At 62.4% G+C, this 22,962-nt stretch carries 29 protein-coding genes; 24 read left to right on the top strand and 5 right to left on the bottom strand.

The annotated features are described in order from the left end of the window. Nucleotides 1-293: 293 nt before the first annotated feature. Nucleotides 294-1,757, top strand: coding sequence for a catalase (locus AKI39_RS03330; protein WP_145925182.1), 1,464 nt, complete (start codon nucleotides 294-296; stop codon nucleotides 1,755-1,757). Here the strand turns inward: AKI39_RS03330 and AKI39_RS03325 are convergent. Then, on the bottom strand, nucleotides 1,721-2,725 hold the full coding sequence (locus AKI39_RS03325) for a GlxA family transcriptional regulator (protein WP_066632390.1): 1,005 nt from the start codon (nucleotides 2,723-2,725) through the stop codon (nucleotides 1,721-1,723). The genes AKI39_RS03330 and AKI39_RS03325 overlap by 37 nt on opposite strands. A 422-nt stretch (nucleotides 2,726-3,147) precedes the next feature. On the opposite strand from AKI39_RS03325, the gene AKI39_RS03320 reads away from it, so the two are divergent. The 4 genes from AKI39_RS03320 (at nucleotide 3,148) to AKI39_RS03305 (ending at nucleotide 6,936) form a co-directional block, all read left to right on the top strand. Continuing rightward, complete coding sequence (locus tag AKI39_RS03320) at nucleotides 3,148-4,149, top strand: Bug family tripartite tricarboxylate transporter substrate binding protein (protein WP_066632385.1); 1,002 nt, start codon at nucleotides 3,148-3,150, stop codon at nucleotides 4,147-4,149. A 205-nt stretch (nucleotides 4,150-4,354) separates the two neighbouring features. Then, on the top strand, nucleotides 4,355-4,837 hold the full coding sequence (locus AKI39_RS03315) for a hypothetical protein (protein ID WP_066632381.1): 483 nt from the start codon (nucleotides 4,355-4,357) through the stop codon (nucleotides 4,835-4,837). Nucleotides 4,838-5,188: 351 nt separating this feature from the next. After that, on the top strand, nucleotides 5,189-6,190 hold the full coding sequence (locus AKI39_RS03310; RefSeq protein ID WP_066632379.1) for a Bug family tripartite tricarboxylate transporter substrate binding protein: 1,002 nt from the start codon (nucleotides 5,189-5,191) through the stop codon (nucleotides 6,188-6,190). A gap of 416 nt (nucleotides 6,191-6,606) precedes the next feature. Beyond that, on the top strand, nucleotides 6,607-6,936 hold the full coding sequence (locus tag AKI39_RS03305; protein ID WP_066632377.1) for a putative quinol monooxygenase: 330 nt from the start codon (nucleotides 6,607-6,609) through the stop codon (nucleotides 6,934-6,936). Nucleotides 6,937-7,218: 282 nt separating this feature from the next. On the opposite strand, the gene AKI39_RS25395 is transcribed toward AKI39_RS03305, so the two are convergent. Further along, nucleotides 7,219-7,365 carry an integrase arm-type DNA-binding domain-containing protein gene (locus tag AKI39_RS25395; protein ID WP_145925181.1) on the bottom strand — a complete coding sequence of 49 codons (147 nt, stop codon included), beginning with the start codon at nucleotides 7,363-7,365 and terminating at the stop codon, nucleotides 7,219-7,221. A gap of 500 nt (nucleotides 7,366-7,865) precedes the next feature. On the opposite strand from AKI39_RS25395, the gene AKI39_RS03300 reads away from it, so the two are divergent. Further along, nucleotides 7,866-8,639 (top strand): ComEC/Rec2 family competence protein, encoded by a 774-nt coding sequence (locus AKI39_RS03300; RefSeq protein WP_235610739.1) that lies wholly within the window; start codon nucleotides 7,866-7,868, stop codon nucleotides 8,637-8,639. Then, the gene (locus AKI39_RS03295; RefSeq protein ID WP_066632373.1) at nucleotides 8,636-9,274 is read left to right on the top strand and encodes a hypothetical protein; all 639 of its coding nucleotides are present in this window, start codon (nucleotides 8,636-8,638) and stop codon (nucleotides 9,272-9,274) included. Before AKI39_RS03300 ends, AKI39_RS03295 begins: the two co-directional genes overlap by 4 nt. A 77-nt stretch (nucleotides 9,275-9,351) precedes the next feature. Here the strand turns inward: AKI39_RS03295 and AKI39_RS03290 are convergent, their stop codons facing one another. Further along, on the bottom strand, nucleotides 9,352-9,897 hold the full coding sequence (locus AKI39_RS03290) for a super-infection exclusion protein B (protein WP_066632371.1): 546 nt from the start codon (nucleotides 9,895-9,897) through the stop codon (nucleotides 9,352-9,354). A gap of 355 nt (nucleotides 9,898-10,252) precedes the next feature. On the opposite strand from AKI39_RS03290, the gene AKI39_RS03285 reads away from it, so the two are divergent. From AKI39_RS03285 to ligD, 4 genes are all read left to right on the top strand, one after another. Beyond that, nucleotides 10,253-10,975: an SOS response-associated peptidase family protein gene (locus tag AKI39_RS03285; protein WP_066632369.1), complete on the top strand. Its 723-nt coding sequence runs from the start codon at nucleotides 10,253-10,255 to the stop codon at nucleotides 10,973-10,975. A 152-nt stretch (nucleotides 10,976-11,127) separates the two neighbouring features. Next, entirely contained in the window at nucleotides 11,128-11,403 is a 276-nt protein-coding gene (locus AKI39_RS03280; RefSeq protein ID WP_145925180.1) for a hypothetical protein, read from the top strand. A gap of 78 nt (nucleotides 11,404-11,481) precedes the next feature. Further along, entirely contained in the window at nucleotides 11,482-11,661 is a 180-nt protein-coding gene (locus tag AKI39_RS03275) for a DUF3606 domain-containing protein (protein WP_066642047.1), read from the top strand. A gap of 2 nt (nucleotides 11,662-11,663) precedes the next feature. Next, nucleotides 11,664-12,653 (top strand): non-homologous end-joining DNA ligase, encoded by a 990-nt coding sequence (gene ligD, locus AKI39_RS03270; protein WP_066632365.1) that lies wholly within the window; start codon nucleotides 11,664-11,666, stop codon nucleotides 12,651-12,653. Here ligD and AKI39_RS03265 read toward each other — a convergent pair. Further along, on the bottom strand, nucleotides 12,650-13,708 hold the full coding sequence (locus AKI39_RS03265) for a phage portal protein (RefSeq protein WP_076879657.1): 1,059 nt from the start codon (nucleotides 13,706-13,708) through the stop codon (nucleotides 12,650-12,652). The genes ligD and AKI39_RS03265 overlap by 4 nt on opposite strands. After that, entirely contained in the window at nucleotides 13,708-15,462 is a 1,755-nt protein-coding gene (locus AKI39_RS03260) for a terminase ATPase subunit family protein (RefSeq protein WP_066632363.1), read from the bottom strand. Before AKI39_RS03260 ends, AKI39_RS03265 begins: the two co-directional genes overlap by 1 nt. A gap of 152 nt (nucleotides 15,463-15,614) precedes the next feature. Between AKI39_RS03260 and AKI39_RS03255 the strand changes: the two genes are divergently transcribed. The 13 genes from AKI39_RS03255 (at nucleotide 15,615) to AKI39_RS03195 (ending at nucleotide 22,962) form a co-directional block, all read left to right on the top strand. Beyond that, nucleotides 15,615-16,436, top strand: coding sequence for a GPO family capsid scaffolding protein (locus AKI39_RS03255; protein WP_066632362.1), 822 nt, complete (start codon nucleotides 15,615-15,617; stop codon nucleotides 16,434-16,436). A 49-nt stretch (nucleotides 16,437-16,485) separates the two neighbouring features. Beyond that, nucleotides 16,486-17,502: a phage major capsid protein, P2 family gene (locus AKI39_RS03250; protein ID WP_066632361.1), complete on the top strand. Its 1,017-nt coding sequence runs from the start codon at nucleotides 16,486-16,488 to the stop codon at nucleotides 17,500-17,502. A gap of 1 nt (nucleotide 17,503) precedes the next feature. Next, a complete protein-coding gene (gpM, locus tag AKI39_RS03245; protein ID WP_066632357.1) occupies nucleotides 17,504-18,211 on the top strand; it encodes a phage terminase small subunit in 708 nt (235 codons plus the stop codon). 86 nt (nucleotides 18,212-18,297) lie between these two features. Beyond that, complete coding sequence (locus tag AKI39_RS03240; protein ID WP_066632355.1) at nucleotides 18,298-18,774, top strand: head completion/stabilization protein; 477 nt, start codon at nucleotides 18,298-18,300, stop codon at nucleotides 18,772-18,774. Beyond that, nucleotides 18,774-18,977, top strand: a complete 204-nt coding sequence (locus AKI39_RS03235; RefSeq protein WP_066632353.1) for a tail protein X — start codon at nucleotides 18,774-18,776, stop codon at nucleotides 18,975-18,977. The genes AKI39_RS03240 and AKI39_RS03235 overlap by 1 nt, the downstream gene beginning before the upstream one ends. Before the next feature lie 8 nt (nucleotides 18,978-18,985). Then, nucleotides 18,986-19,345 carry a putative holin gene (locus AKI39_RS03230; protein ID WP_066632351.1) on the top strand — a complete coding sequence of 120 codons (360 nt, stop codon included), beginning with the start codon at nucleotides 18,986-18,988 and terminating at the stop codon, nucleotides 19,343-19,345. Further along, nucleotides 19,342-19,641 (top strand): phage holin family protein, encoded by a 300-nt coding sequence (locus tag AKI39_RS03225; RefSeq protein ID WP_083228590.1) that lies wholly within the window; start codon nucleotides 19,342-19,344, stop codon nucleotides 19,639-19,641. The genes AKI39_RS03230 and AKI39_RS03225 overlap by 4 nt, the downstream gene beginning before the upstream one ends. Further along, complete coding sequence (locus AKI39_RS03220; protein WP_066632349.1) at nucleotides 19,634-20,443, top strand: N-acetylmuramidase domain-containing protein; 810 nt, start codon at nucleotides 19,634-19,636, stop codon at nucleotides 20,441-20,443. The genes AKI39_RS03225 and AKI39_RS03220 overlap by 8 nt, the downstream gene beginning before the upstream one ends. Before the next feature lie 273 nt (nucleotides 20,444-20,716). Continuing rightward, nucleotides 20,717-20,989, top strand: a complete 273-nt coding sequence (lysC, locus tag AKI39_RS26255; protein ID WP_076879656.1) for an Rz1-like lysis system protein LysC — start codon at nucleotides 20,717-20,719, stop codon at nucleotides 20,987-20,989. Then, on the top strand, nucleotides 20,973-21,470 hold the full coding sequence (locus AKI39_RS03210) for a phage tail protein (RefSeq protein ID WP_066632347.1): 498 nt from the start codon (nucleotides 20,973-20,975) through the stop codon (nucleotides 21,468-21,470). Before lysC ends, AKI39_RS03210 begins: the two co-directional genes overlap by 17 nt. Then, nucleotides 21,467-21,925 carry a phage virion morphogenesis protein gene (locus tag AKI39_RS03205; RefSeq protein ID WP_235610738.1) on the top strand — a complete coding sequence of 153 codons (459 nt, stop codon included), beginning with the start codon at nucleotides 21,467-21,469 and terminating at the stop codon, nucleotides 21,923-21,925. The genes AKI39_RS03210 and AKI39_RS03205 overlap by 4 nt, the downstream gene beginning before the upstream one ends. A 63-nt stretch (nucleotides 21,926-21,988) precedes the next feature. After that, nucleotides 21,989-22,609 (top strand): phage baseplate assembly protein V, encoded by a 621-nt coding sequence (locus tag AKI39_RS03200; RefSeq protein ID WP_066632345.1) that lies wholly within the window; start codon nucleotides 21,989-21,991, stop codon nucleotides 22,607-22,609. Next, on the top strand, nucleotides 22,606-22,962 hold the full coding sequence (locus AKI39_RS03195) for a GPW/gp25 family protein (protein WP_066632344.1): 357 nt from the start codon (nucleotides 22,606-22,608) through the stop codon (nucleotides 22,960-22,962). Before AKI39_RS03200 ends, AKI39_RS03195 begins: the two co-directional genes overlap by 4 nt.

Raw genomic sequence — 22,962 nt, 5'->3', positions numbered from 1 at the left:
CCAGGCGCTATCCCCGCGCCGGACGGATAACGATATCGGCGCACACGCCAGATTAACCCCAATGTCCCCCGGGCGACCGAAAAACACGGCCGCCATGGCGGCCGTCCCACCATGCCGCGACCCAGCTCTGGCGCAAAACGGCGTCGGGTTGTCCAGATCCGGCGTCACATGATCGTTGATCGCCCGGAATGCCCATGCTGAAATGGCCGCGGCGCCGGGCCCGGCAGCGATGGGCCAGACGCCGCATATCCACTTCCGCCACGGCAACCCGACCGCCTATTGGAGCTATCCGAATGACCGACAAGCGATCCCCCGACATCACTGGAACGCAATCCCTCACGCACGCGACCGGTGCGCCGGTGGCCGATAACCTGAATACGATGACCGCCGGGCCGCGCGGGCCGGTACTGCTGCAGGACATCTGGCTGATCGAGAAGCTGGCCCATTTCGATCGTGAAGTGATCCCCGAGCGCCGCATGCACGCCAAGGGCTGGGGCGCGTACGGCACGTTCACGGTCACGCACGACATCACGCGCTACACCAAGGCCAAGCTTTTCTCCGAAGTGGGCAAGCAGACCCCTATGTTTACCCGCTTTTCCACCGTGGCCGGCGAACGCGGCGCGGCGGACGCCGAACGCGACATCCGCGGCTTCGCCGTGAAGTTCTACACCGAGGAAGGCAACTGGGACATCGTGGGCAACAACACCCCGGTGTTCTTCTTCCGCGATCCGTTCCGCTTTCCGGACCTGAACCACGCGATCAAGCGCGACCCGCGCACGGGGCTGCGCTCGGCCGACAACAACTGGGACTTCTGGTCGCTGCTGCCCGAGGCGCTGCACCAGGTGACCATCGTAATGTCGGATCGCGGCATTCCGAAGACCTTCCGGCACATGCATGGGTTCGGCAGCCACACGTTCTCGATGATCAATGCCGACAACGAGCGCGTGTGGGTCAAGTTCCACTTCCGTTGCCAGCAAGGCATCGAGAACCTGACGGACCAGGGCGCCACCAGCGTGGTGGCAGGCGACCGCGAAAGCCATGGCCGCGACCTGCTGCAGGCCATCGAGCGCGGTGATTTCCCCCGCTGGAAGCTATACATCCAGGTCATGACACAGGGCCAGGCCCAGCGCCACAAGCACAATCCGTTCGACCTGACCAAGGTGTGGCCCAAGGCCGACTATCCGCTGATCGAAGTCGGCGTGATGGAACTGAACCGCTATCCTGAAAATTACTTCGCCGAAGTCGAACAGGCCGCTTTTTCGCCCGCGAACGTCGTGCCCGGTATCGGGTTCTCCCCCGACAAAATGCTCCAGGCGCGGCTGTTCTCCTACGGCGACGCACAGCGCTATCGCCTGGGCGTGAACTTCAACCACATCCCGGTCAACGCGCCACAATGCCCGTTCCACAGCTATCACCGCGACGGCGCCATGCGCACCGACGGCAACCTGGGCGGTACGCCTACCTACTGGCCCAACAGCAAGGGGGCGTGGATAGGCGACGATCCGTCGCTGCAGGAGCCGCCACTGGAGCTCGACGGCGCGGCCGCGCACTGGGACCACCGGGTGGACGAGGATCACTACGAGCAGCCGGGAAATCTCTTCCGCCTGATGACGCCCGCGCAGCAACAGCTGCTATTCGAAAACACGGCACGTGCGATGGGCGATGCACGCGAGGAAGTGAAGCGGCGCCACATTGAAAACTGCGCGAAGGCAGACCCTGCCTACGGCGGCGGCGTCGCGAAGGCGCTCGGCCTGTGACCAATGCGCCGGTGGAAACTGGCGCGATACTGGGCCGGCGTCACGCCCAAACGTTCGTTGAAAACGATGCGCATCCTGTCGACGGTCCCGAAGCCGCAGCTGAAGGCCACGGATTTGAGGGGCTGATCGCCGGCCTCCAGCATCTTGCGGGCCGCGTCCACACGCGCCTGCTGCACGAACGCATAAGGCGTGATGCCGGCTTCCTGCATGAAATACCGCGTCAGGTTGCGGGTACTCATACAGGCGGCGGCCGCCAGCGATTGCAGGGTATGCCGCTGGCCGATATTGCCCATCACCAAGGCCTGGACGCGCGCCACGGGTGAGTCCGGGTCCGAAGGCGCCGTCAGGTAAGGGCTGAACTGCGACTGGCCGCCCTGGCGCTGGGCAACCATCACCAATCGCTTGGCAACAGCCAATGCGAGGCCATGCCCGTGGTTCTCTCCTATCACCGCCAGGGCCAGGTCTATGCCAGCCGTGACGCCGGCGGACGTCATCAGCCGCTCGTCGCGGATATGGATCGCGTCCGGCTCGACCCTGGCTTCCGGGAATCGCCTGGACAGCTTCCCGGCATGCTGCCAATGCGTCGCGGCACGGCGCTGGTCGAGCAGGCCGGCATAACCCAGCGCGAAAGCGCCGGTACACACCGACCCATACAGACGGGCAATCTGCGGCGCCTTGCGCAGCCAAGCCGTCAGTGCAGGATCCGGCGGCGCATCCGGCATGGCCGGACCGCCGGCAACGAGCAGCATGTCGAAATCACCGACCGCGTCATCGAAGCTCAGGTCCGCAACCAGCTGCATTCCGTTGGAGGCCCGCAAGGGGCAGCGATGTCCCGCGACAAGTACGGTTTCGTATCGCTCGGCCGCGGGCAGGTAGGCATTGGCGCCGTGCAGGGCATCGGCCGGTCCTGCCACATCCAGGGCCTGAACGCCTTCATGAATGACGATCGCCACCTTCCTGACCGTCATGGACGCCTTCCGCCGCGGGGCCCGTGGGCCCGCCGTTGGGAGAACTGTCCTTGGCGCCGCAACGGGATCGAGGCGTCCGTTGATCGCTTGTCTGGCATATTTTTTCTTACGCCCACGAGGACGTTGGATGGGTTGCGGATGCGTGCTTTTCCGATGCGCGCGGAATGTTAGCACCCGATAATGAACGGACGGAACCACGGCCCCTGGGGTTGTCAGCCTACCGTTGCCGGCGGGCTCACATGCCGCACATGCCGGAACATGGAAGCCACACCGGGTGCGACATGCCGCCCGGAACGTGCGAGTGCCCGCCGTCACTCACGCGCGCGCTGATCCCAGCGTGGATCATCTTTCCGAAATCATGCCGGGAACGGTTCTTGGGCCTCATGCCGGCATGCTCGGAATAAAAGTAGAACGGAGACCAGATGCACCTTCTCAAGAGAAACCTCGCCGCCGTCGTGCTGGCAAGCGCCATCGCCCCGTGGTGGGCGATGGCATCCGACCAGGAAGCCGTATACCCGCAGCGCCCGGTTACCCTGGTAATTGGCTACCCGGCCGGCGGTAGTGCGGATACGCTGGCCCGGCTCCTCGCGGCCCACGTTGGCGAGGCGCTTGGCCAAAAAATGATCATCCAGTACAAGCCTGGCGCCGGCGGCAATATCGGTGCGGAATATGTCGCGCGCGCCACACCGGATGGCTATACAGTCTTTCTTGGTGGAAGACCGAACACCATACACAAAACGATGTACGGGACCATGAAGTATGACTTTGCGCGCGATCTGGTCCCGGTGGGTTTGGTCGCAACGATACCCTTCGTCATGGTGACCAGCACCCATGCCCCCATCGCCTCCGTACACGATGTCGTGAGGCTGGCCCGAACGTATCCCGGGGGGCTCAGTTGTGCCTCTTCCGGCATGGGAACAACGTCCCATCTGCTTTGCGAATTGCTCCAACAGGAAGTGGGCATCGACATGCAGCATGTTCCTTACAGCGGTGGCGCGCAAGCGTTGACAGACGTGATGGGCGGTCGGATAGACCTATATATCGCAACCGTTGCCGAGGGGCTGCCCCACATCCGCGCAGGCAGGCTCAGGCCGCTCGTCACCATGTCTTCTCTACGGACACCCGCAATACCCGATGTGCCCACGCTGGAAGAAGCCGGCGTGTCGGAACTGTCAGGACTTGAGCTTGGAGCCTGGAGCGGTCTACTGGTGCCCGCCGGCACGCCGCCGCATGTGATCGCAAAACTCAACCGATCCATCAACGCAGCGCTGATGGAGCCCGCACTGCACGACGCCATGGCGCAGCAAGCTTTCGCTACGCCGCTGCAACCCAACACGCCGGCTGCATTCAAGGAACTCATCGCCGAAGAGACCGACCGCTGGAACGGAATCCTGCGGATGCGCAATATCAAGCCGCTACATTGAAGAGCCATCACCGGACGCTACGCTGGTGACGTGCTTCGGCGATGCTGCCGCGCCGAACGAACTCGGACGGGCCAAGGGACGAACGGTAATTGAGTCCGGAACTTCTCTACGCATGCTGCGGACACCGCATGGTTGGAAGAACCTGCGCCTTGCGCGCAGGGATGTCCCTTCCGCATTCAGTGGCCCATCGTAGGAGGTTATGACTATGCAAGTAACCAACGTCAATCCGGCTCGTTTCGACGCATACTCCGCCCCGAGTTCGCAGACTTCCCCCACCCCACATACCTCGGCGCAGGAAGCCTTCGCGGCTTACCAACCCCCAAAGTCATCCGAGTCGCATCAGGAACGCGCAAAGCGCGACACCGCGACGCAAACGATAGAACTGAAGAACGTCGCTGAAACGGGAAAGCTGAGAGATGCCGTCCGGAACACCCTGACCGAACTGGGCAGCGAGATCAAAAAGGATCCAGGCAAATATACGAAGATCGAGATGGACGGTTGCTATAAGTACGTCAATGAAGGCGCCAAGAGAAGCGCGGCCGCGGCGGAACATTTCCTGGACACCTATTTGCAAGGCGCGGGGGTCACAAAGGATATTGAAACCGGCGCAAAGCGGTGCGGCCGCCCCAGGGACGATTTCCGCAACAAACATAACGTGGAAGTCAGGGTCTATACGAACCTGGCCTAGTAGACGGGACGCTGCACTCCGCGTCCGTCAACACAGCTCTCGGTGATACATCCCTCTTGCGAGGATATGCTCCCGGCATCTGGGGCTGTACGGCGCGTAGTCATCTACGCGCCGTTATTTTTTGATTGCGCAGTCCTGCTGGTAAGCCTGCGCCACCGTGTGCGCGCTCACATGCCGATGCCCGCACGAAACGGCAAGGTATCGCCCCCCGCTTTCCGCGCCAGGAACGCGTGACTGCACGCCGTTACCCACGGTCGCCCGATTCAGGGTGGATCATCTTCCCGAAATCATGCCGGCAACCTTCGCGGGTTCATGCCGGCATGTTGCAAATAAGAGTAGAGCGGAGACAAGATGCAGCATCTCAAGCAGGACCTCGCAGCCATTGCCTTGATGACCGCGGCTGCGCCATGGGGAGCTATGGCGGCCGACCAGGAAGCGGTATACCCGCAGCGTCCGGTTGCGCTGGTGATTGGTTTCCCACCCGGCGGCAGTGCCGATGCCCTGGCCCGGCTCCTCGCGCATTCCATGGGCGAAGCCCTCGGAAAAAAAGTGATCGTCCAGTACAAACCTGGCGCCGGCGGCAACATCGGCGCGGAATATGTCGCCCGCGCGACGCCGGACGGCTATACGGTCTTCCTTGGAGGACGGCCGAACACCATACACAAATCGATGTATGGAACCATGAAGTATGACTTCGCACGCGATCTGGTCCCGGTTGGGCTGGTCGCCAGACTACCGTTCGTCATGGTGAGCGCCACGCACAGCCCGATCGCTACCGTACAGGATGTGGTAAGGATCGCCCGTACGTATCCAGGGGCGCTGAGTTGCGCGTCCCCCGGGACAGGGACAACCGCGCATCTGTTGTGTGAACTGCTGCAACAGGAAATGGATCTCGACATCCGGCATGTGCCATACAGCGGTGGCGCGCAGGCGCTAACGGACGTAATGGGCGGTCGGATAGACATCTATATCGCGCCTGTTGCCGGGACGCTGCCCCACATCCGGGCGGGAAAACTCAGGCCGATCGTCGCGATGTCGCCTCGACGGATACCGGCCATGGCTCATGTGCCGACGCTGGATGAAGCCGGCGTGTCGGAACTGTCGGGGCTCGAGCTTGGGGACTGGAGCGGCTTGGTCGCGCCGGCTGGCACACCGCCCCATGTGATCGCAAAACTCAACCGATCCATCAATGCAGCGCTGATGGACCCGGCACTGCACGACGCCATGGCGCAACAGGCCTTTGCTACGCCGCTGCAACCCAACACGCCGGCCGCGTTCAAGGAACTCATCGTCGAAGAGACTGACCGTTGGAACGGAATTCTGCGGATGCGCAACATTAAGCCGCTACATTGAGAGGCCGGCACCGGCCTCTTCCCCGTCAAGCCTCTCCAATGCTCTAACTCGCACCATTCGTCCCGTGTGGGCGAGTTGATCGATTACTTCATCGCGGAAGACGGCCGGAGAAAATAACCATGGAACGTAAACTGACCATTACCACTCGCCGCGATTGGGCGGCCACTCTGCGCGAAACGGGCGCGGTAGCTGCCAAAGGTATGAAGCCAGGCACCTTGAACCGCCCCGGGGCGGTTCAGACAGACAGGGCAAGCCCAGGCGAGTAACAACAAGCCGTCCTAGCCTGCAAGACGCTGTCAAATAAGCGCTTACGAATTTTCTCGATGCGAATCAGGAGCCAAGCAGTACATTAATCAGCAAGCGTCGCCGAACGTGACGCGGGTCAACGCATAAGCGTCATCCATTAGGAGCCCATCATGAGCGAGAGCATCTCGTTTATCGTCCACCTGCCCGGCAAACCGGAGGTACGCGATGAACTTTATACAAGCCTCATCAAGGTACTCGACGCAATGTCACACGAACCGGACTTCATCAACACCTACCTGCACCGGTCGGCGGAAGATCCCGACACGCTGGTCCTCTACGAAACTTGGGCATGCAGTGCGCAATACTTTCAAGAGCATCATCTGAAGAAGGACTATCGTGTCGACTACGAGGCTAAGCTCAAGAAGCTGCTGAAGTCCGAGCGGCGGTTCGAATGGCTCGAACCAGTTCGTGGTTACGAAAGCCGTACCCCACGTCCATGAACACGTAGCTAAACTCATCGGGGACAACCAAGGTTCGCTCGATTCGAACGAGTGGGCGTCACCGAACGAGCCGTGTAGAACAAGGACGGGATGAGCCTTCGATTGCCATCGGGCTCGACGTGATGGCTGCCGAAGTGGGAATGAGCCGGCGGACATTCACCCGGCTTTTCCGTGGGCAGACCGGCGCGAGCCTGCCGCGTGGCGCCAGCAGGTCTGTCTACTCACAGCCATCGAACGTTTGAGTGGAGGGTAGCCCGTGACCCGGGTTGCACAGGACCTGGGCTACTTGCGCACGTCCTCGGTCGCCTTGAGTTTCGCCAGTCGCTTTTCCGCTGTGGGATTAAGGCCGCTGGCCAGCTGTTCAGGAGCAACCGCGTGCTTCTCACGCGCCGAGCGGGCCGAGACCGCGGGATAAACGCCCAGCGCCATCGTCTGCTGCTTGCCGTGATAGCGCTACTGGTACCACCAGTGCTTAGCCCCCTCAGTCTTTGCCAACAGCGACAGGCCGCCCCCATCGCCCAAATGGGTCACATAGGGGCAACGTGAGGCAACACGGGGCAAACAAAAACCCGCAGAACCAATGTTCATGCGGGTTGTGGGGCAACGCGGGGCAACCTGAGGAATGTTCTTGGCGGACAGAGGGGCCTTCGAATACAGGCCGAAGAACGTCAATTTTGCTCGCTCTCCGTTGTTCGTAAACCATAAATAACAACAAATATCACAACAAGTCTGCACGTTTATAGGATCGCGGCTGTAGCTCGGTCCAGCGAAAAAACGCCGCTTTGTGTAAATTCTCGACGCATCTAGTACAAATTTGCGATGGGAGAGAGTTCGTGGTCGGTCAGATGCGATTGAGAGTCTGGGATGTAGAGCACGGCGCCTGCGCTATGGTTCAGCACCAAATTGGCACCTACGGGGGCCGTCTAGCCATGATCGACTCTGGATGCACACCCGACTGGCGGCCCAGCGACTATATCCGCGGCACACTCAAACGGACGAATGTCGATTACCTGTTCATCACGAACGCGGACCAAGACCATATGAGTGATCTAGCCGGTTTACGCCGTGCGGGCATATCGGTCGAGACACTGATTCGGAATCCGCACCCGCCCGCTGACGCCCTTCGCTCGATCAAGCAAGCTGGCGGCACGCCGACCGATGACATCGACGAATTCTTGTCCATGCATGGAAGGTACACCGCGCCCGTGGCACTGCCCTTTAATGAAGGAATGGGCGGCATCACGGCGACCTACTACTTCAACCGTTACCCGGAGTTTAAGACTACAAACGATCTCAGCTTGGTGGTGTTCCTCAAGTACTGCGGTTTTTCAATCCTTTTCCCCGGAGATCTTGAAGTGGCTGGCTGGAGGGCGCTCTTGGAACGGCCGGCCTTTCGAGCAGACCTCGGTGACGTTGACGTACTGGTGGCTTCACACCATGGCCGCGAAAACGGCTATTGCGCGGAACTCTTTGACTATTGCTCGCCAAGGGCGATCGTTATGTCGGACAAGGCCATTCATCACGATACGCAACGCATGACCCAGACGTACCGACAGCGCGTGATAGATAGGCACCCGGCCGGAGTTTATGTTGCCACCACTGGAAAACGCCGCCACGTCCTAACTACACGGCGCGATGGATGGATCCAGTTTGATGTAGATTCCGCCGGTGCGTTTACGATCTCGACCGAGTACAACGGATGAAAGACAGCCTAAAGAATTCAAACTTAAAGCTGCTCGTATCGTTGGCCGCTTTAGACATGGCGATAGCGCTTTCCTTTGCGTATCCACACATCGCGGAGGCGATGACCATTTCGCGGGTTGTACAAGGCAGTGTTGTCACTTTGCTTCCGGTAGCAATACTTTTGTTGGTCGAGGTTGCCTCGCCCAACCTCAAGGCCGTCCTGGTCTTCTGGAAGGTCGAGAATGCGTTACCCGGGCACGCCGCATTCACAACGCATGGGCCGTCAGACCCACGCATCGACATGAGTGCTTTACAACGGCACGTGGGAAAACTTCCCGTCGATCCCAAAGAGCAAAATGCCACGTGGTACAGGCTGTACAAACGTGTCGAGTCGGATACCAGGGTAGTTGGGGCACACAAGTCATACTTGCTGTGGCGGGACGCCGCAAGTTTATCGCTGCTGCTGTCCATTGTCGTTCCCTTCGTTCTATGGTGTTTCGACGCGACGTCCTTGATAGTAAAGGCGAGCCTTGTGCTATTTGCAGTGCAGTACATCTTGACGGCGCTGGCCTCTCGCAACAGTGGCAACCGTTTTGTGTGCAACGTACTTGCACTTCACGCGGCCAAACGGATAACGGCCGCCCCCAGGGCTTAATTGCCTTGTCTCTCGGGAAGGGTGCCTCACCGGCCTGGCCGCGACGTTTGAGAGAAAGCTGATTGTCGAGGATTTGCTCACCGACGGGCGGCGTACTCGCCGTTCTTCTTTCGATCGAAATAGTCGGTAGAGACCGACACAGCGTGAGCGCCGTCCGTCCCCTTAAGCAATGACGGGTCGAGTTCGAGTTCCTTCCGTGCCCAGTCGGCGATCTCGAATCGCTGTATCAGGTCAGGCGTGTGCAGGCACACCAACATTTCGCGTCGCCAGAGTCGTGAGATGACAACCAGATCGCTGGGATAAAACAGGGAGTCCACCTGCTGAATCACAAACGCAGCCAGCACCTCAAGCTCTTCAAGCGCCAGCCCCTCGAAGCGGGCCTTGCGCGCTTTCTTCGCCCGTCCAGATTCCCGCAGACCGTCAGTACAAGCACGGACAACAAGCACAGCGAACAAGGTCAGGAAGAAAATCGCGGCGACGGAGAAAAAGCCGGTATACGTCGCCGGCAAGCCACTCTTCTCGCGCAACAGATAGGGCGTCATGCAGGCGACCCCGGCTGCAAGGGAGACCGTCTTAGGCGACGTGGCCAGCATCTTGAAAAACCCTTGCACCTCGTCCTTCATGGGTCACCCGGTCAATTTGTAAAACGCTGAGAGTACACCGCCGATGCCCCGGCGATCCATGGTCGGAGCCGGGCTCAGACTGCGTCTTTTTGCGTCACCAATAGGCGAGCCTCAATGCCCGAAAGCGCCGCATGGCGCCGGGCTGGCGGGACGACGCAGGTCTGAGTCAAAAGCGCTCCGTTTGGCGAGCGGGCGAGGTGGGGGGATGACGGCGCGCGCCGGGCTGGGATGGGCCGCGGCCCGCGGGCCGGCGCCGCACCCGAGCGCCGATGCCCCTGGGGCCGTAATACGGGCCCGCTGTTGGGCTGTCGGCTGCGATACCATGTCCAGGTACCCCTTCGAATCGGAGCGCCTCATGTGTGGCCGTATCGTGCAGAAGAACAACCCGGACGATTACCTGGAAAAGATCATCAGGGCGCCCAGAGCGGGCGAGCTGTTCCCGCCCGACCCTGTCGGCCCGCGCTACAACATCCCGCCGGGCGCACGGCCCATGGCCTTCCATCGGTTCAGCGGCGGGCAGCTGGAGGTGGAGCGCATCTACTGGGGTTACAAGCCCAGCGACTGGCGCCGCGCGCCGATCAGCAACGCCAAGACCGAAACCATCGCCGCGGGCAAATGGCCGTGGAATTGGCTGCTGAAGGAAGGCGGCCGCGCGATCGTGCCGGCCGATGGCTGGTACGAATGGAAGTGGTTGACCGACGATCCCAAGGGGCCGAAGGTGCCCTACTTCATCCACCACGCCAACGACGAACCGCTGTTCTTAGCCGCGGTGTGCGCCTGGCGCCCTGGCCGCGAGCACGGCAAGGAACACGGCATGGCCATCGTGACGAACGATACCCAGGGCGGCATGGTGGACATGCATGACCGGCGCCCGGTGGCCCTGCCGCCGGAGTTGGCCGTCGAATGGGTCGACCCCGCGACCACGCTGACGCGCGCCCGGGAAATACTCGCGCATGCGCTGCCGGAATCCGCCTTCACCTGGCACCGCGTGCGCCAGGAAGTCGGCAATTATCGCTACGAGCGGCCCGACGCCATAGAACCGGTTGAGCAGGGCCAGCAGCCGTTCGCCCTGGAGTAGCGATACACTGGATATCCATACAGCCTCTCTACCCGACCATGCCCGCCCGGCCGCCGCTCACGCATGACGACCTGCACCGCATCCGCCTACGCTACGAGGTGACGCCGGCCCGCGCGCCATGCATGTTCGACGGCGCGGCGGTGGAGCGGGACATGGCCGTCCTGCTTGGCGAGGTCGATCGCCTGCGCGAGATCGTCCAGCGTGCGAGAGAGCTGCGCGACCGCTTCCCTCGGCCGGGCAGCTGCCTCGATTCGATCTGGGAAGAGTTTCGGCGGGATCTGGAGGCCGAGCCCGGTGGGCGTCCACACCTGGAGATTCCCCAGGTCCTGGGCAGCAGCATGGTCGACCGATTCGTCGGGCCGCCTGAACGATGGCAGGCCCGCGCGGCTGAGATCGGGGCGGCAAAGCGTAAGCCGCGGCGGCGGTGAGGCGCGCCGGGAACCGCCGCGGCCGCGACGGCACGCACTTTGCTCTGCGGCATTGCCGCATTCACCCAGGAGCAAATCATGTCGGACAATCTAAACGACCGTGGGCCCCGCGACCGTGCCCGTATCAGCTTGGAGCAGGACCATGAGGTCCGGTACTGGACCAAGGAGCTGGGCTGCAGCCCGGAGCAGCTGCGCCAGGCAGTGAAGGACGCCGGCAGTAATTCGGCGGAGAAGGTCCGCGCGGCGCTCAAGAAATAGCCATGTCCGCCCTGCCCGACTTCGTCAAGCCGCCACTGGCCACGCTGGTGAAGGAGCCGCCCTCCGGCGGCTACGCCTACGAGGTCAAGTTCGACGGCTATCGGATGCTGTGCCGGATCGACGACGCGGGCGCGCGCTTCTACAGCCGCGAGGCAAAGGACTGGACGCCGAAGCTCGCCGACCTGGTCGCGCGCATCCGAGCGCTGGAGCTGGGCACCGGCACCGGCTGGCTGGACGGCGAGATCGTCGTCATGGATGAATACGGGATCAGCAGCTTCCAGCGCCTGCAAAACGCGATGGACAAGAGCGTAGCGAAGCAGGTGCAGTTCGTCGCGTTCGACGTCCCGTACTGGAACGGGAAGGACCTACGCGACTACCCTTTTTCGGAGCGTGCCAAGGCCCTGCAGGCGGTGCTGGCCGGCGTGCCGGAGAACGCAGCCATCGTCCGCAGCGTGGTGGCCGACGTCGATACGGGCGATCACGCGGCCGAGCTGCTGGCTGAAGCCTGCCGGCGGCAGCTGGAAGGGCTGATAGGCAAGCGCAAGGACGCGCCGTACCGCGCCGGCCGCACGGATACCTGGATCAAGTTGAAATGCCGGCCGCGTCAGGAATTCGTCGTCGGTGGCTGGACAAACCCGGGCGGATCGCGCACGGGCTTCGGCGCCCTGCTCGTCGGGCTGCGTGAGGGCGACAAGCTGCGCTATTCCGGCCGAGTCGGCACGGGTTTCAGCGGCGGCACCATCGACATGCTCATGAAGCGCTTGGCGCCGTTGGCGACGGACGAGATGCCGTTCACGGAGCGGCCGGTCCTGTCCGATCGGTGGGGCGGCAATTCCAAGCCCACCATGCACTGGGTGCGGCCGGAACTCGTCGTGGAAGTGGCCTACACCACCATCACGGATGGCGGCATTCTGCGGCAGGCATCGTTCCAGGGCGTGCGGGAAGATAAGCCGGCGCGGAAAGTCACCGGTGAACGCGCCGCGCGGGTTTAGGTGACCGATGGCTTCTCGCCACTCGATACTGTAACGTCCACGCGATAAGGATCGAAGGCGATCGCCTTTACCCCTAGCCAATCATTGATCTCCATGAATCTGGCCTGCAATGGTTCGATCTCATTCGTGGCGAACACCTGAGCCGCGGGAATGATTGCGCCAAACCCGCCGGTGTTGCTCGGCACAATGCCCATAAGCTGTGGCGGAACGCGATGCGCCGCAAGGATGTCGTCGCGCGTGACGTTCTTGATGTTGAAAAAATCATCCTTCGCCGCGACCTCGCTGACCGGGATCAATTGGATGCCGTCCTTCTTGCCGTTGGGCGAGTAGATAAACAGGTTCCGGAAGTTGCCCGGCCCCTTCGCGTTTTTCATCGCCTCGCGCACGTTGTCGATGTCCTCCTGATTCTGGGCCGCATCGTTCATGTACAGAATGAACCCGGCGTGGCTGCCGTTGTTGTAGTACTTCCGGCGGAACAGCGTCGCCGATTCGTTCAGCCAGGCCGACTGGAGCGTGCTGAGATACTCCGGGAGCCCATAGACCTCCTGATTCACGTCCGGGTCGATCAGCTGGAAGATCTCGTCGGGCGCGAACTGCTGCTCTTGGCTGTAGGCCGGCACCCAATAATAGGTGTCCATGTCCAAGCCACGGCGCACGTACTTGGCGAGCCGCGATTCAACGGAAAGAAGCTTGCCGGTCATGCTCAGAGAGCGCACCGGGTAAGCATTGCCGAAGATCTGGAAATCGACGGCCAGCTTCTTCATCGTGAGACGGCTCAAGTAGGGATTCGGCCGGAGCGTCGAAGCCAGGATATTGGCCTTAAAGTAGATCGCGGAACTGTGGTGCGTGCTGGCCCGGAACGACTTCGCGAGGCCGGCGAAGCTGACCGGCGGCTCGTACCATCGGCCGTTATTCCAGCATTCGATATAGTCCAGGATCTCGCGCCGATTCAGCACTGGCTCGGGCTCGCCGAACGAAAATGCCTGAACGCTTGTCGAATGTGCTGGCGCCTGCGGCACGTCCATTTTATTCGCTGCGCGCTGGGTAGCTTTCATCAAAAAATCTCCACTACGTTCCGGTTCATCTGGGTTTCGCCTTCCAAGGGCTCGTTATCAATTGCGTGCATGCAGGCCCAGGCCAGGTCCGCATGACTCACCTCTTCCGACCTGCCGGCCGCGTACGTCACGCTCCGCCCGCTGGCCGTCATCGTCTTGCGAATCGCCATGAAGGACTGCGCGATATCGGTCCATCCCGCGTCGAATTCCAGGCGCTTGGTCCGCATCACCTCGACAGCCTTCATAACGAGGCGCGTCTTCACCTCGACGGAATACGTGATTGCCCGCGCGGCAGGAAAAAACTGCTTGACCAGTTGGTAAACGCCTTGGCCGATACCCGTAACGTCAATGCCGATGTGGGCGACCGTGTACCGTTTCGTCAACTGTTCGATCTTCTCGGCCTGCTGCGCGAAAGTCAGCCCGCGCCATTGATGGCGCTCCAGAATGCGAAATTTTCCGCCTGGCGTGGCCGGTGGCGCCATCACCACGCACCCCGCGGAGTCGCCAGTGTGCGAAGGGTCATAGCCGATCCATACCGGGTTGAACCCGAACGGCCGCGTCATCAACGGCAGCACATCACGCCATGCGATCCAGCTGTCCACCATGCAGCCCTGCAACATCGACAGCGGGAACACGGAAGCCGTGTCGTCGATGAAGTTGCACATCAGCAAGTTATCGAACTGATCCGGGCTGTATTCGAAGTCGCGCAGCTCGTCGATATCGAACAGGTTGCAGCCGCCCTTCTCCGCGTCCAGGATGGTGACGATCTGACGCCAGATCTTGTCGTTGCACAGCCGCCCCTCGGCCAGCGCAGTGTGTGAAACGTCGATGATCTTCTGATCGTTCTTCGCCCGCCGCTTGTTGAACGCGGCACCCGACCAAAGCGGGTAGGCTTCGTGCGCCATGCTCGACGGCGTCGAAAAATAGGTCTTGCGCCATTGCTTGTGCATCGCCATGCCGCTGGCGACCTTGTACAGCTCGGTGAAGCGCGGGATCCAAAACACCTCGTCCAGATAGAGGTTGCCGTGATAGCTCTGCGCCGTGCGGTAATTGGTGCCTAGGAAATACAGGGTCGCGCCATTCGGCAGGACGATCGGATCGCCCTTCAGGTCAAGGTCCGCTTCTTCACGCGCGAACTGGATGATGTACTGCTTGAAAACATGGGCTTGCGCCTTCGACGCAGACATGAAAATTTGGTTGCGCCCGGTGGTCAGGGCGTCGATAAACGCCTCTCGGGCAAAGTAGCAAGTCGCACCGATCTGGCGCGACTTCAGTATCATGCGAGTGCGTTGATCGCCATTCCGGTACCAGACTTTCTGGTAATCGAACAAGGAAGCCTTGAACGCCTGGAAAAGCTTGTCCTTCTGCGCATCGCTATAGGCGTTCTTGGTCGGCTTGGTCTTCGGGCCAGCATTGCGCCGTTCGAGGTTGGGGTTCAGGTCCGCTTCGTTACCGCCGGCGTCATAGCGCCGAACACGAGCCATCTGGGTGATCTGCCGCGTGAGCAGGTCGATCTCTTTGTAGTCGCCGCCTTCCTTCTTGTCCTTGGCGATCAGCTGCACGAGGCGCCCTTCGAGCGCGGTCTCGACCTTTTCAACAACGGACGCAGCATCCCACTTGTCGCGTGCCTTCCAGCTCTGCACCGTGGTACGCCGCTCACCCAGATGCCGCGCGATAGATGACACGCGCCAGCCCTGGAAATACAGGGTGCGCGCCACGCGCCGCGGCTCAAGATCGTTGGCAATTTCTAACATGCCGCCATCCTGAAGGAATTTTTCACGCGCGCGCGAGACTGCCGTATGTGACTGATAACGCTACGCTTTGGGCGCGTTGATCAGTCGCGGCAGCGGGGCCACCATGTCATCACTCCTTGCAGACATCCCGAACAACCACCCGCGAGACCACAATGCCGACCCCGAAATGGTTCACCGTTGCCACCGAAGGCCAAACCACTGACGGGCGCGTCATCGAACGCGCCTGGCTGGAACAGATCGCCCAAACCTACAGCCAGAAGACCTACGGCGCGCGCGTCTCGGTCGAACACCTCATCAGCCTCATTCCCGACAGCATTTTCCGCGCGTATGGCGACGTGACCGCCGCCCAGACCATCGAGACCGACGGCAAGCTGCAGCTGCAGGTCCAGATCGACCCCACGCCCGAACTGGTGGCGCTGTCGAAGTCGCGGCAGAAGATCTACACCTCGATCGAGGTGGATCCCAACTTCGCCAAGAGCGGCAAAGCCTACCTGACCGGCCTGGCCGTTACCGACACGCCGGCAAGCCTGGGCACGGACATTCTGGCATTCGCCGCGCAGAACCCCGACAAGCACCCCTACGCGAGCCGCAAACGCAACGCGGATTGCCTCTTCTCGTCGGCCCTCGAAACGGTCTTCGACTTCGCGGACGAAGAGCCGCCCGCCGACGATAAAACGCCGAAGCTGTTCCAGCGCCTGCGTGAACTGCTGAGCCGGGAAAAGGCCAACGATGCCGACCATTTCAAGCAGGTCGAAGAAGCGGTCACCCAACTGGCCGAGCACGTCACGGCGAAGTTCACCGCGGGGGACAAGCTGCTCAAGGAAATGGCCGACCGCTTCGAGTCGTTCGCCTCCAAGTACGTGTCGGCCGAAGCCTTTAACCAGCTGAAGGAACAGCTGGACAACACCCCGCGCTCGTTTACGCCGCTGAAACCGGCCACTGGCACCGACGCGTCCCAGCGCGCCGACTGCTGACCGAAACGACAGTTCACGCCCATAGCCACCACACAGGACTACCGCTTCCATGCGTAACGCTACCCGCACCCTCTTTTCGGGCTACCTGGCCCGCCAAGCCGAACTGAACGGCATCGCCGACGCGTCGGTCAAATTCAGCGCCGCTCCGTCTGTGCAGCAGACCCTCGAAACCCGAATCCAGGAAAGCAGCGATTTCCTCACGCGCATCAACGTCATCGGCGTCCAGGACAAGGCCGGCGAAAAAATCGGCTTGGGCGTTTCCGGCCCCGCCTCCGGCCGCACGAATACGTCCGGCGGCGCCGAGCGCAGCACCCGCGATCTGACGACGCTGAACACGGACGGCTACGACTGCCAAAAGACCAACTTCGACACGCACATCCCCTACGCGCTGCTGGACTCCTGGGCGAAATTCCCGGACTTCCAGGTGCGCATCACGAACGCGCGTATCCGGCGCCAGCAGCTGGACCGCATCATGATCGGCTTCAACGGCACCAGCATCGCCGCCACGACCGACCTCGACGCGAACCCGCTCCTGCAGGACGTCAACAAGGGCTGGCTGCAAAAGTGTCGGGAGCGGGCGCCGGCGCACGTCATGAAGGAAGTGGTCGCGGCCTCCGGCAAGATCGAGGTCGGCCCGGGCGGCGACTACGGCAACCTGGACGCGCTGGTGTTCGACATGGTCCAGCTGCTGGACCCCTGGTATCAGGAAGATCCGCGCCTCGTTGCCATCGTCGGCAGCGGGCTGCTGCACGACAAGTACTTCCCGATCGTCAACACCAGCGACAAGGCGACGGAGAAGGTCGCGGCCGACGTCATCATGAGCACCAAGCGCCTGGGCGGCCGGCCGGCATTCAGCGTGCCGTACTTCCCGCCGGGGAAGGTGCTGCTCACCGCGTTCGAAAACCTGTCGCTGTACTGGCAGGAGGGCGCGCGCCGCACTCATATCCAAGACGCGGCGAAACGCGATCGCGTCGAGTTCTACGAATCGTCCAACGACGACTATGTGGTCGAAGACTACGGCTTTGTCGCGCTGGCCGAGAACATCGAAATCGTGACGGGCGCCTAACATGGTCAGCCCTGCTCAACGTCATCGCGAGCGCGAGCTGGCCCGGGCGCGCGGCGCCGCAACCGAGGCCGGCCAGGTGGTCGCCTCGGGCGCGATCTACGATCTGTTCCTGGCCAAGCTGATCACCGACATGCGCCGGCTCAAGGACATTCAGTCCACCGAGCGCAAGATCGAGGCCAAGGCCACGCTGGTGCCCGAGTACGACGATTACATCGACGGCGTGCTGCTGGGCGGCTCAGGCGCACAGGACGAAGTTCTCTCTACCCTGTGCATCTGGAACATCGACGCTGGCCGGTTCGCTCGTGCCCTGGAGATTGGCGCTTACCTCTTGGCGCATGGCATCAAGCTGCCACAACGATACAAGCGCGACCTACATACCGCGCTTATCGACGAGGTGGCCGACGCCCTGCTGATCGGCAAGGTTGAGGATCCGAAGACCGTTTTCGAGATCGCCGACGCGACGGATCGCCTCACCCAGAAATTCGATGCTCCCGACCAGGCCCGCGCAAAGCTGTTCAAGGTCATGGGCGCCGCCCTGCTGTCCCTGAGCTGCCCTGGCGTCACCGAGACGGAAACGACCCTGCTGTATGCGCAGCGCGCCCTCGAAGCCTTCGAGCGTGCCATGCAACTGTTCCCGAAGATCGGCGTCAAGAAGGAAATCGAAGGTCTGCAACGTCGCCTGAAGAATCACGCCGGAAACCCCGGCTAACCGAGTGCCCCCGCACGCTCGGCGGCGGGGGGCTGAAGGTTCTTGATTGATCCCGGACGCCCCCCCCACCGCCGTCTTATTCGACCATGCCATTCCTCGCATCCGCCCCTCCGACGAACGAACCCAGCGCGGCGACCATCACGAATGATGGTTGGTGGCCGGACTTCGATCTCGCCACCGCGCGCCAGACCATGCGGCTGGATGGCACGGTCACCGACGAACGGCTGCACCACGCCCTGGCCGGCGCCATCCTGGAAGTGAACATGGACGGCCCCGTGCAAGCCTGGGCGACGGCGCGCGCGGCGGAAGGCAAGACGAAACTCGAAGACGTGAGCGCGCCCCAGGTCGACGGCGTCAGCCGCCTGGTCTACCTGTATCGGCGGGCCATCTATTCGTTCGCCACCGCCGACCTGATCGAACGCTACGTGGACTATGACACCACGGCGTCCGGTATCAAGCGTAGCGAGCTGCAGCAATGCTCCCCCGACGAGCACCGCCGCAATGGCCGCTGGGCCGCGCGGCAGCTGGTGGGCGCTTCCCGCAGCACGGTGGAGTTGATCTGATGATCGCCTACGCGCGCCAGAACGACACCGTCGATGCCATCTGCTATCGCACCTTCGGCATTACTGCCGGCATGGTGGAACTGACCCTCGAACTGAATCCCGGCCTGGCCGACCTCGGTACGGTGCTGCCCGAAGGCACCGAGGTCGAGTTGCCCCAGATCCAATCCCAACCCGCGACGGCTCCCTCCGTCAAACTCTGGTGACCTGACCAATGGCCGAACCCTCAACGCTGACGGCGACCGTCCTGAATACGTCCGCCGGCCTGTCGCTGGCCCTGATCCTGCCCTATGTCGATGCCACCGCAGTGTTCGGCGCGTTCATGGGCGCCGCGGTGGTCGCAAGCACCAAGAAAGACGTCCGGGGCTGGACGCGCGCGATGACGTTCCTGATCTCGGCGATCTGCGGGTACTTCATGGCGCCCGAAATCGTCAGCAAGACCATCATCGACCAGTCCTTCACGGCGGCCTTCGTGGGCGCGCTGATGGTCATGCCGATATCGCTCACCATCCTGGCCCGTATCGATCAATTCGACATCGGGGCGTTTTTCCGCTCCCTGGGAGGCAAGCTGTGATCCATCCCCTGCTTTCCTTCGCGTCGCATGCCGTCCCCACGGCTGCGGTGCTCGTCTACATGGCGACGGCGCTGCGCCTGCTGTGCTTCCGCCCGAACGGGTCGCGCCACCGGCACGGCCTGTCCGCCGCGGTGACGATCGTGGTGGCGGCTCTGGCCTGCCGCGCAGCGAGCATCCTGCTTCGCGCGGATCCGGTCTCTCTCCCCGAACTCATCATCGCAATCGCGCTGTGGCGCGCGGCCATGGCCTCACGCGGCAACCTGGCACACCTTATACGGAGCCCGATTGATGGATAACCTTTTGACGCTCGGCGCCACCGGCCGCGCCGTGGCGGACCTGCAGCAAACACTCAACCGGGCAGGCGTCCGCGCACCGGCCACGGGCCTGTACGACGAAGCGACGGCGCAGGCCGTCCGTGCCATTCAGCAGCGCGCCGGCCTGGTAGAGGACGGCATCTGCGGCCCGAAGACCCGCGCCTACCTTGCCGGCCTAGCCTCCGGCCGGCTCTTGACCGAGCAGGATATTGCCGACGCGGCGCGGGCGCTTGACGTGCCGATCGCGGCCATCAAAGCCGTGAACAACGTTGAATCGCGCGGGGAGGGCTTCCTGCCTGACGGACGGCCGGTCATCCTGTTCGAGCGGCATGTGTTCTGGGACCGCCTGAAGAAGGCGGGCATCGATCCCGCGACGGTGACGGCGCCCGCCACCGTCCTATGCCAAGAGCGCGGCGGCTACGCCGGCGGCGCGGCCGAGTATGGCCGCCTGGCGATCGCCATGCGGATACACGAAGCAGCGGCCCTGGAGTCGGCCAGTTGGGGCCTGTTTCAGATCATGGGCTATCACTGGCAGGCCATGGGCTACAGCAGCGTTGCCGACTACGTGGAGCGGCAGAAGGCGGGCGAAGGCGAACAGCTTCAGGCCCTCGTGCGGTTCCTGAACGCGAATCCCACGTTACTGAACGCCCTGCGCGCCCAGAAATGGCCGGCGTTCGCCAAGGGCTACAACGGCGCCGACTATGCGGCCAACCTCTACGACGCGAAATTGGCCCGTGCTTTCGACCGGTTCACAGCCATGCATCCCGCCGAGGAGCCCGCATGAGCGCTGCCCTGATGTCATTCCTGGCCCGGCTCGGCCCGTATCTTTGCTGCGGGCTGCTGGGCTGGGCGCTGTGGTCGCAGCACGGCACCATCGCTTCGCAGGATACCGAGATAGCCGGTTTGAAAGAGCACGCCGCCACCGTATCGAAGCGATTCGGCCAGATCCACGACGCACAGGTGGTGGCGGATCAGAACACCCGCGATTTGCAGCGTGGGCAGGACCAGCTGCGCGGCGCGCTTTCACAACGCGAGATCGAAATACGGAGCCTTCAACATGCCACCGAAGAACTGCAAGCCTGGGCTGATCAGCCTTTGCCTGACGCTGTTATCCGGCTGCGCCAGCGTCCAGCCATCACCGGATCTGCCGCCTATTCCGAGTACTTGTCCCATCGTCAGCCCTTGCAGCCTGACGGCCAGCAACCCCCGAACGTCGGGGGACCTGAACCTGCAGCTGGAACGGGCGGAAAATGACTGGGCGATATGCGCCGCGGTGGTCGACAGCATCGTGAAATGTCAATCCGAGCCGGCCGATGCAAAAGCCCGTTGAACTGCGCGCGTTCATGACTGCCGCGATCGAGACGTTTCGCACGAGCCCGGAAAAGCTGCAGGTCTTCGTCGGAAAGGGTCACCTTGTCAGCACCGGCACCGCGTCACTCTCGTACGAGTATCGCTACACGCTGACCCTGTTCGCGACGGACTTTAACGGCGAGCCCGAGGCGCTCATGGTGCCGCTGCTGGTTTGGCTGCGTCGAAATCAGCCGGAGATATTCGACAACACGACCCAGCGTAAGGATGCGATCCGCTTCGAAGCCGACATCCTGAACCACGACACCGTGGACGTGGAGATCGAAGTCGATATGACGGAACGCGTCCGCGTCACCAAGGGCGTCGATGCTCGGCTGACGGTCGAATATGTGCCCGAGCCGCTGAACCCGGATATGCCGACCGAGGACAGCATCACGGAGGTGTGGGCAGGCGATCAGAAGCTTGCCGAGCTGCCCATGCAGAAATGGGATCCCGAGCTGTGAGCGACTTCGAGCACGTCGCGACCTGGGCGCAAGGGTTGCTCGCGCGCCTAGACCCTGCCGAGCGGCGCAGGCTGAATCGAAAGGTCGGTACCGACCTGCGCCGCAGCCAAGGGAAGCGCATCGCGCAGCAGCGCAATCCGGATGGGAGCGCCTACGAACCACGCAAGGCACGCCGCGCCACGAAGAAGGGTTCCATACGCCGGCGGGCGATGTTCGCCAAGCTGCGCACGGCGCGATACCTTCGAGTATCCGCAACCGACACCGATCTTACGGTCGGCTTCTTCGGCCGCGCCGCGCGGATCGCCCGCGTTCACCAGGATGGTCTCGTTGACCTGGTCGAGCGCGGAGGCAAGTCCGTTCGATACCCGCAGCGCGTGCTGCTCGCCTTCACCGACGCGGACCTTTCGACGATCCAGGATTCCATCCTTCGCCATCTCGCCGGGCACGGCACGTAGAAACGAGAGCAACGGCCCGCACTCCGTGCGCGCGCGAGGGTTGCCCGGCAACATGGGCGGTATATGAACGCCGCCGAAATCATCCGCCTCATCTCGAATTTGCTTCGCATCGGTTATGTCGCGCAGACCGACTACGACGCGAAGAAGGTGCGCGTTCAAACGGGCGAAAACCTAACCGATTGGATCGATTGGAAGGTCCAGCGTGCTGGCACCTCGGTCACATGGGACCCGCCCACCGTCGGCGAGCAAGTACTGCTTGCATGCCCGGAGGGAGAACTTGCCGGCGCCATCGTCCTGATGTCCCTGTACAGCGACGGCCAGGATGCTCCCTCCAACAGCCCGGACAAGCATCTCCGCGTGTATCCGGACGGCGCGCGAATCGAATACGACTTCGCGGCGGGCGCGCTATCCGCAACCGGCATCAAGACCGCCCGCGTGCAGGCCACGGTATCGGCCGAGTTCGACTGTCCGCTGACCACCTTCAAGGGCAAGGTGGTTATCGAGGATCTGCTCACGTACCAGGCCGGCATGTCGGGCACCAACGGCAAAGGCAACAGGACCTCGATCGAAGGCGACTTCATTCAAAGCAATGGCGAGCTGTCGAGTAATGGCGTCGTGCTGGACACGCACGATCACGGCGGCGTGCAGCGCGGCGGCTCCAATACGGACGGGCCGAATAAATGAGCTACACCGGCATGAACGCGGCGACCGGCCGCTGGATCTCCGGACTGGACCATCTGGTCCAGTCGATCGGGAAGATTCTGACCACCATGATCGGCTCGCGCACGATGCGGCGCCGATTCGGCAGCAAGGCGCCCGACCTCATTGACCAGCCCGGCAATCAAGCCACGCTGCTTCGCCTTTACGCCGTGGCGGCTACCGCGATCATGACGTGGGATCCGCGCGTCACGGTCAAGCGCGTGTCGGCGACGGCGGACGCCGGCAGCCCGGGCGCCTACGCGCTCACGGTCGAGGGCGACGCGGACATCGACGGCCAGACGCAACCCTTCACCGCCACCTCATCCTTAAGGCAATAG

This window comes from Bordetella sp. H567, from assembly GCF_001704295.1.
Lineage (GTDB): Bacteria > Pseudomonadota > Gammaproteobacteria > Burkholderiales > Burkholderiaceae_B > Bordetella_C.
The sequence above is the reverse complement of the archived record's forward strand: the minus strand, read 5'-3'. Positions and strand labels throughout refer to the sequence as shown.

Bases quoted from the DNA above. Each gene is read 5' to 3' on its own strand.
- AKI39_RS03330 (WP_145925182.1), top strand. From the start codon at position 294: ATGACCGACAAGCGATCCCCCGACATCACTGGAACGCAATCCCTCACG.
- AKI39_RS03325 (WP_066632390.1), bottom strand. From the start codon at position 2,725: ATGACGGTCAGGAAGGTGGCGATCGTCATTCATGAAGGCGTTCAGGCC.
- AKI39_RS03320 (WP_066632385.1), top strand. From the start codon at position 3,148: ATGCACCTTCTCAAGAGAAACCTCGCCGCCGTCGTGCTGGCAAGCGCC.
- AKI39_RS03315 (WP_066632381.1), top strand. From the start codon at position 4,355: ATGCAAGTAACCAACGTCAATCCGGCTCGTTTCGACGCATACTCCGCC.
- AKI39_RS03310 (WP_066632379.1), top strand. From the start codon at position 5,189: ATGCAGCATCTCAAGCAGGACCTCGCAGCCATTGCCTTGATGACCGCG.
- AKI39_RS03305 (WP_066632377.1), top strand. From the start codon at position 6,607: ATGAGCGAGAGCATCTCGTTTATCGTCCACCTGCCCGGCAAACCGGAG.
- AKI39_RS25395 (WP_145925181.1), bottom strand. From the start codon at position 7,365: ATGGCGCTGGGCGTTTATCCCGCGGTCTCGGCCCGCTCGGCGCGTGAG.
- AKI39_RS03300 (WP_235610739.1), top strand. From the start codon at position 7,866: ATGATCGACTCTGGATGCACACCCGACTGGCGGCCCAGCGACTATATC.
- AKI39_RS03295 (WP_066632373.1), top strand. From the start codon at position 8,636: ATGAAAGACAGCCTAAAGAATTCAAACTTAAAGCTGCTCGTATCGTTG.
- AKI39_RS03290 (WP_066632371.1), bottom strand. From the start codon at position 9,897: ATGAAGGACGAGGTGCAAGGGTTTTTCAAGATGCTGGCCACGTCGCCT.
- AKI39_RS03285 (WP_066632369.1), top strand. From the start codon at position 10,253: ATGTGTGGCCGTATCGTGCAGAAGAACAACCCGGACGATTACCTGGAA.
- AKI39_RS03280 (WP_145925180.1), top strand. From the start codon at position 11,128: ATGGCCGTCCTGCTTGGCGAGGTCGATCGCCTGCGCGAGATCGTCCAG.
- AKI39_RS03275 (WP_066642047.1), top strand. From the start codon at position 11,482: ATGTCGGACAATCTAAACGACCGTGGGCCCCGCGACCGTGCCCGTATC.
- ligD (WP_066632365.1), top strand. From the start codon at position 11,664: ATGTCCGCCCTGCCCGACTTCGTCAAGCCGCCACTGGCCACGCTGGTG.
- AKI39_RS03265 (WP_076879657.1), bottom strand. From the start codon at position 13,708: ATGAAAGCTACCCAGCGCGCAGCGAATAAAATGGACGTGCCGCAGGCG.
- AKI39_RS03260 (WP_066632363.1), bottom strand. From the start codon at position 15,462: ATGTTAGAAATTGCCAACGATCTTGAGCCGCGGCGCGTGGCGCGCACC.
- AKI39_RS03255 (WP_066632362.1), top strand. From the start codon at position 15,615: ATGCCGACCCCGAAATGGTTCACCGTTGCCACCGAAGGCCAAACCACT.
- AKI39_RS03250 (WP_066632361.1), top strand. From the start codon at position 16,486: ATGCGTAACGCTACCCGCACCCTCTTTTCGGGCTACCTGGCCCGCCAA.
- gpM (WP_066632357.1), top strand. From the start codon at position 17,504: ATGGTCAGCCCTGCTCAACGTCATCGCGAGCGCGAGCTGGCCCGGGCG.
- AKI39_RS03240 (WP_066632355.1), top strand. From the start codon at position 18,298: ATGCCATTCCTCGCATCCGCCCCTCCGACGAACGAACCCAGCGCGGCG.
- AKI39_RS03235 (WP_066632353.1), top strand. From the start codon at position 18,774: ATGATCGCCTACGCGCGCCAGAACGACACCGTCGATGCCATCTGCTAT.
- AKI39_RS03230 (WP_066632351.1), top strand. From the start codon at position 18,986: ATGGCCGAACCCTCAACGCTGACGGCGACCGTCCTGAATACGTCCGCC.
- AKI39_RS03220 (WP_066632349.1), top strand. From the start codon at position 19,634: ATGGATAACCTTTTGACGCTCGGCGCCACCGGCCGCGCCGTGGCGGAC.
- lysC (WP_076879656.1), top strand. From the start codon at position 20,717: ATGCCACCGAAGAACTGCAAGCCTGGGCTGATCAGCCTTTGCCTGACG.
- AKI39_RS03210 (WP_066632347.1), top strand. From the start codon at position 20,973: ATGCAAAAGCCCGTTGAACTGCGCGCGTTCATGACTGCCGCGATCGAG.
- AKI39_RS03200 (WP_066632345.1), top strand. From the start codon at position 21,989: ATGAACGCCGCCGAAATCATCCGCCTCATCTCGAATTTGCTTCGCATC.
- AKI39_RS03195 (WP_066632344.1), top strand. From the start codon at position 22,606: ATGAGCTACACCGGCATGAACGCGGCGACCGGCCGCTGGATCTCCGGA.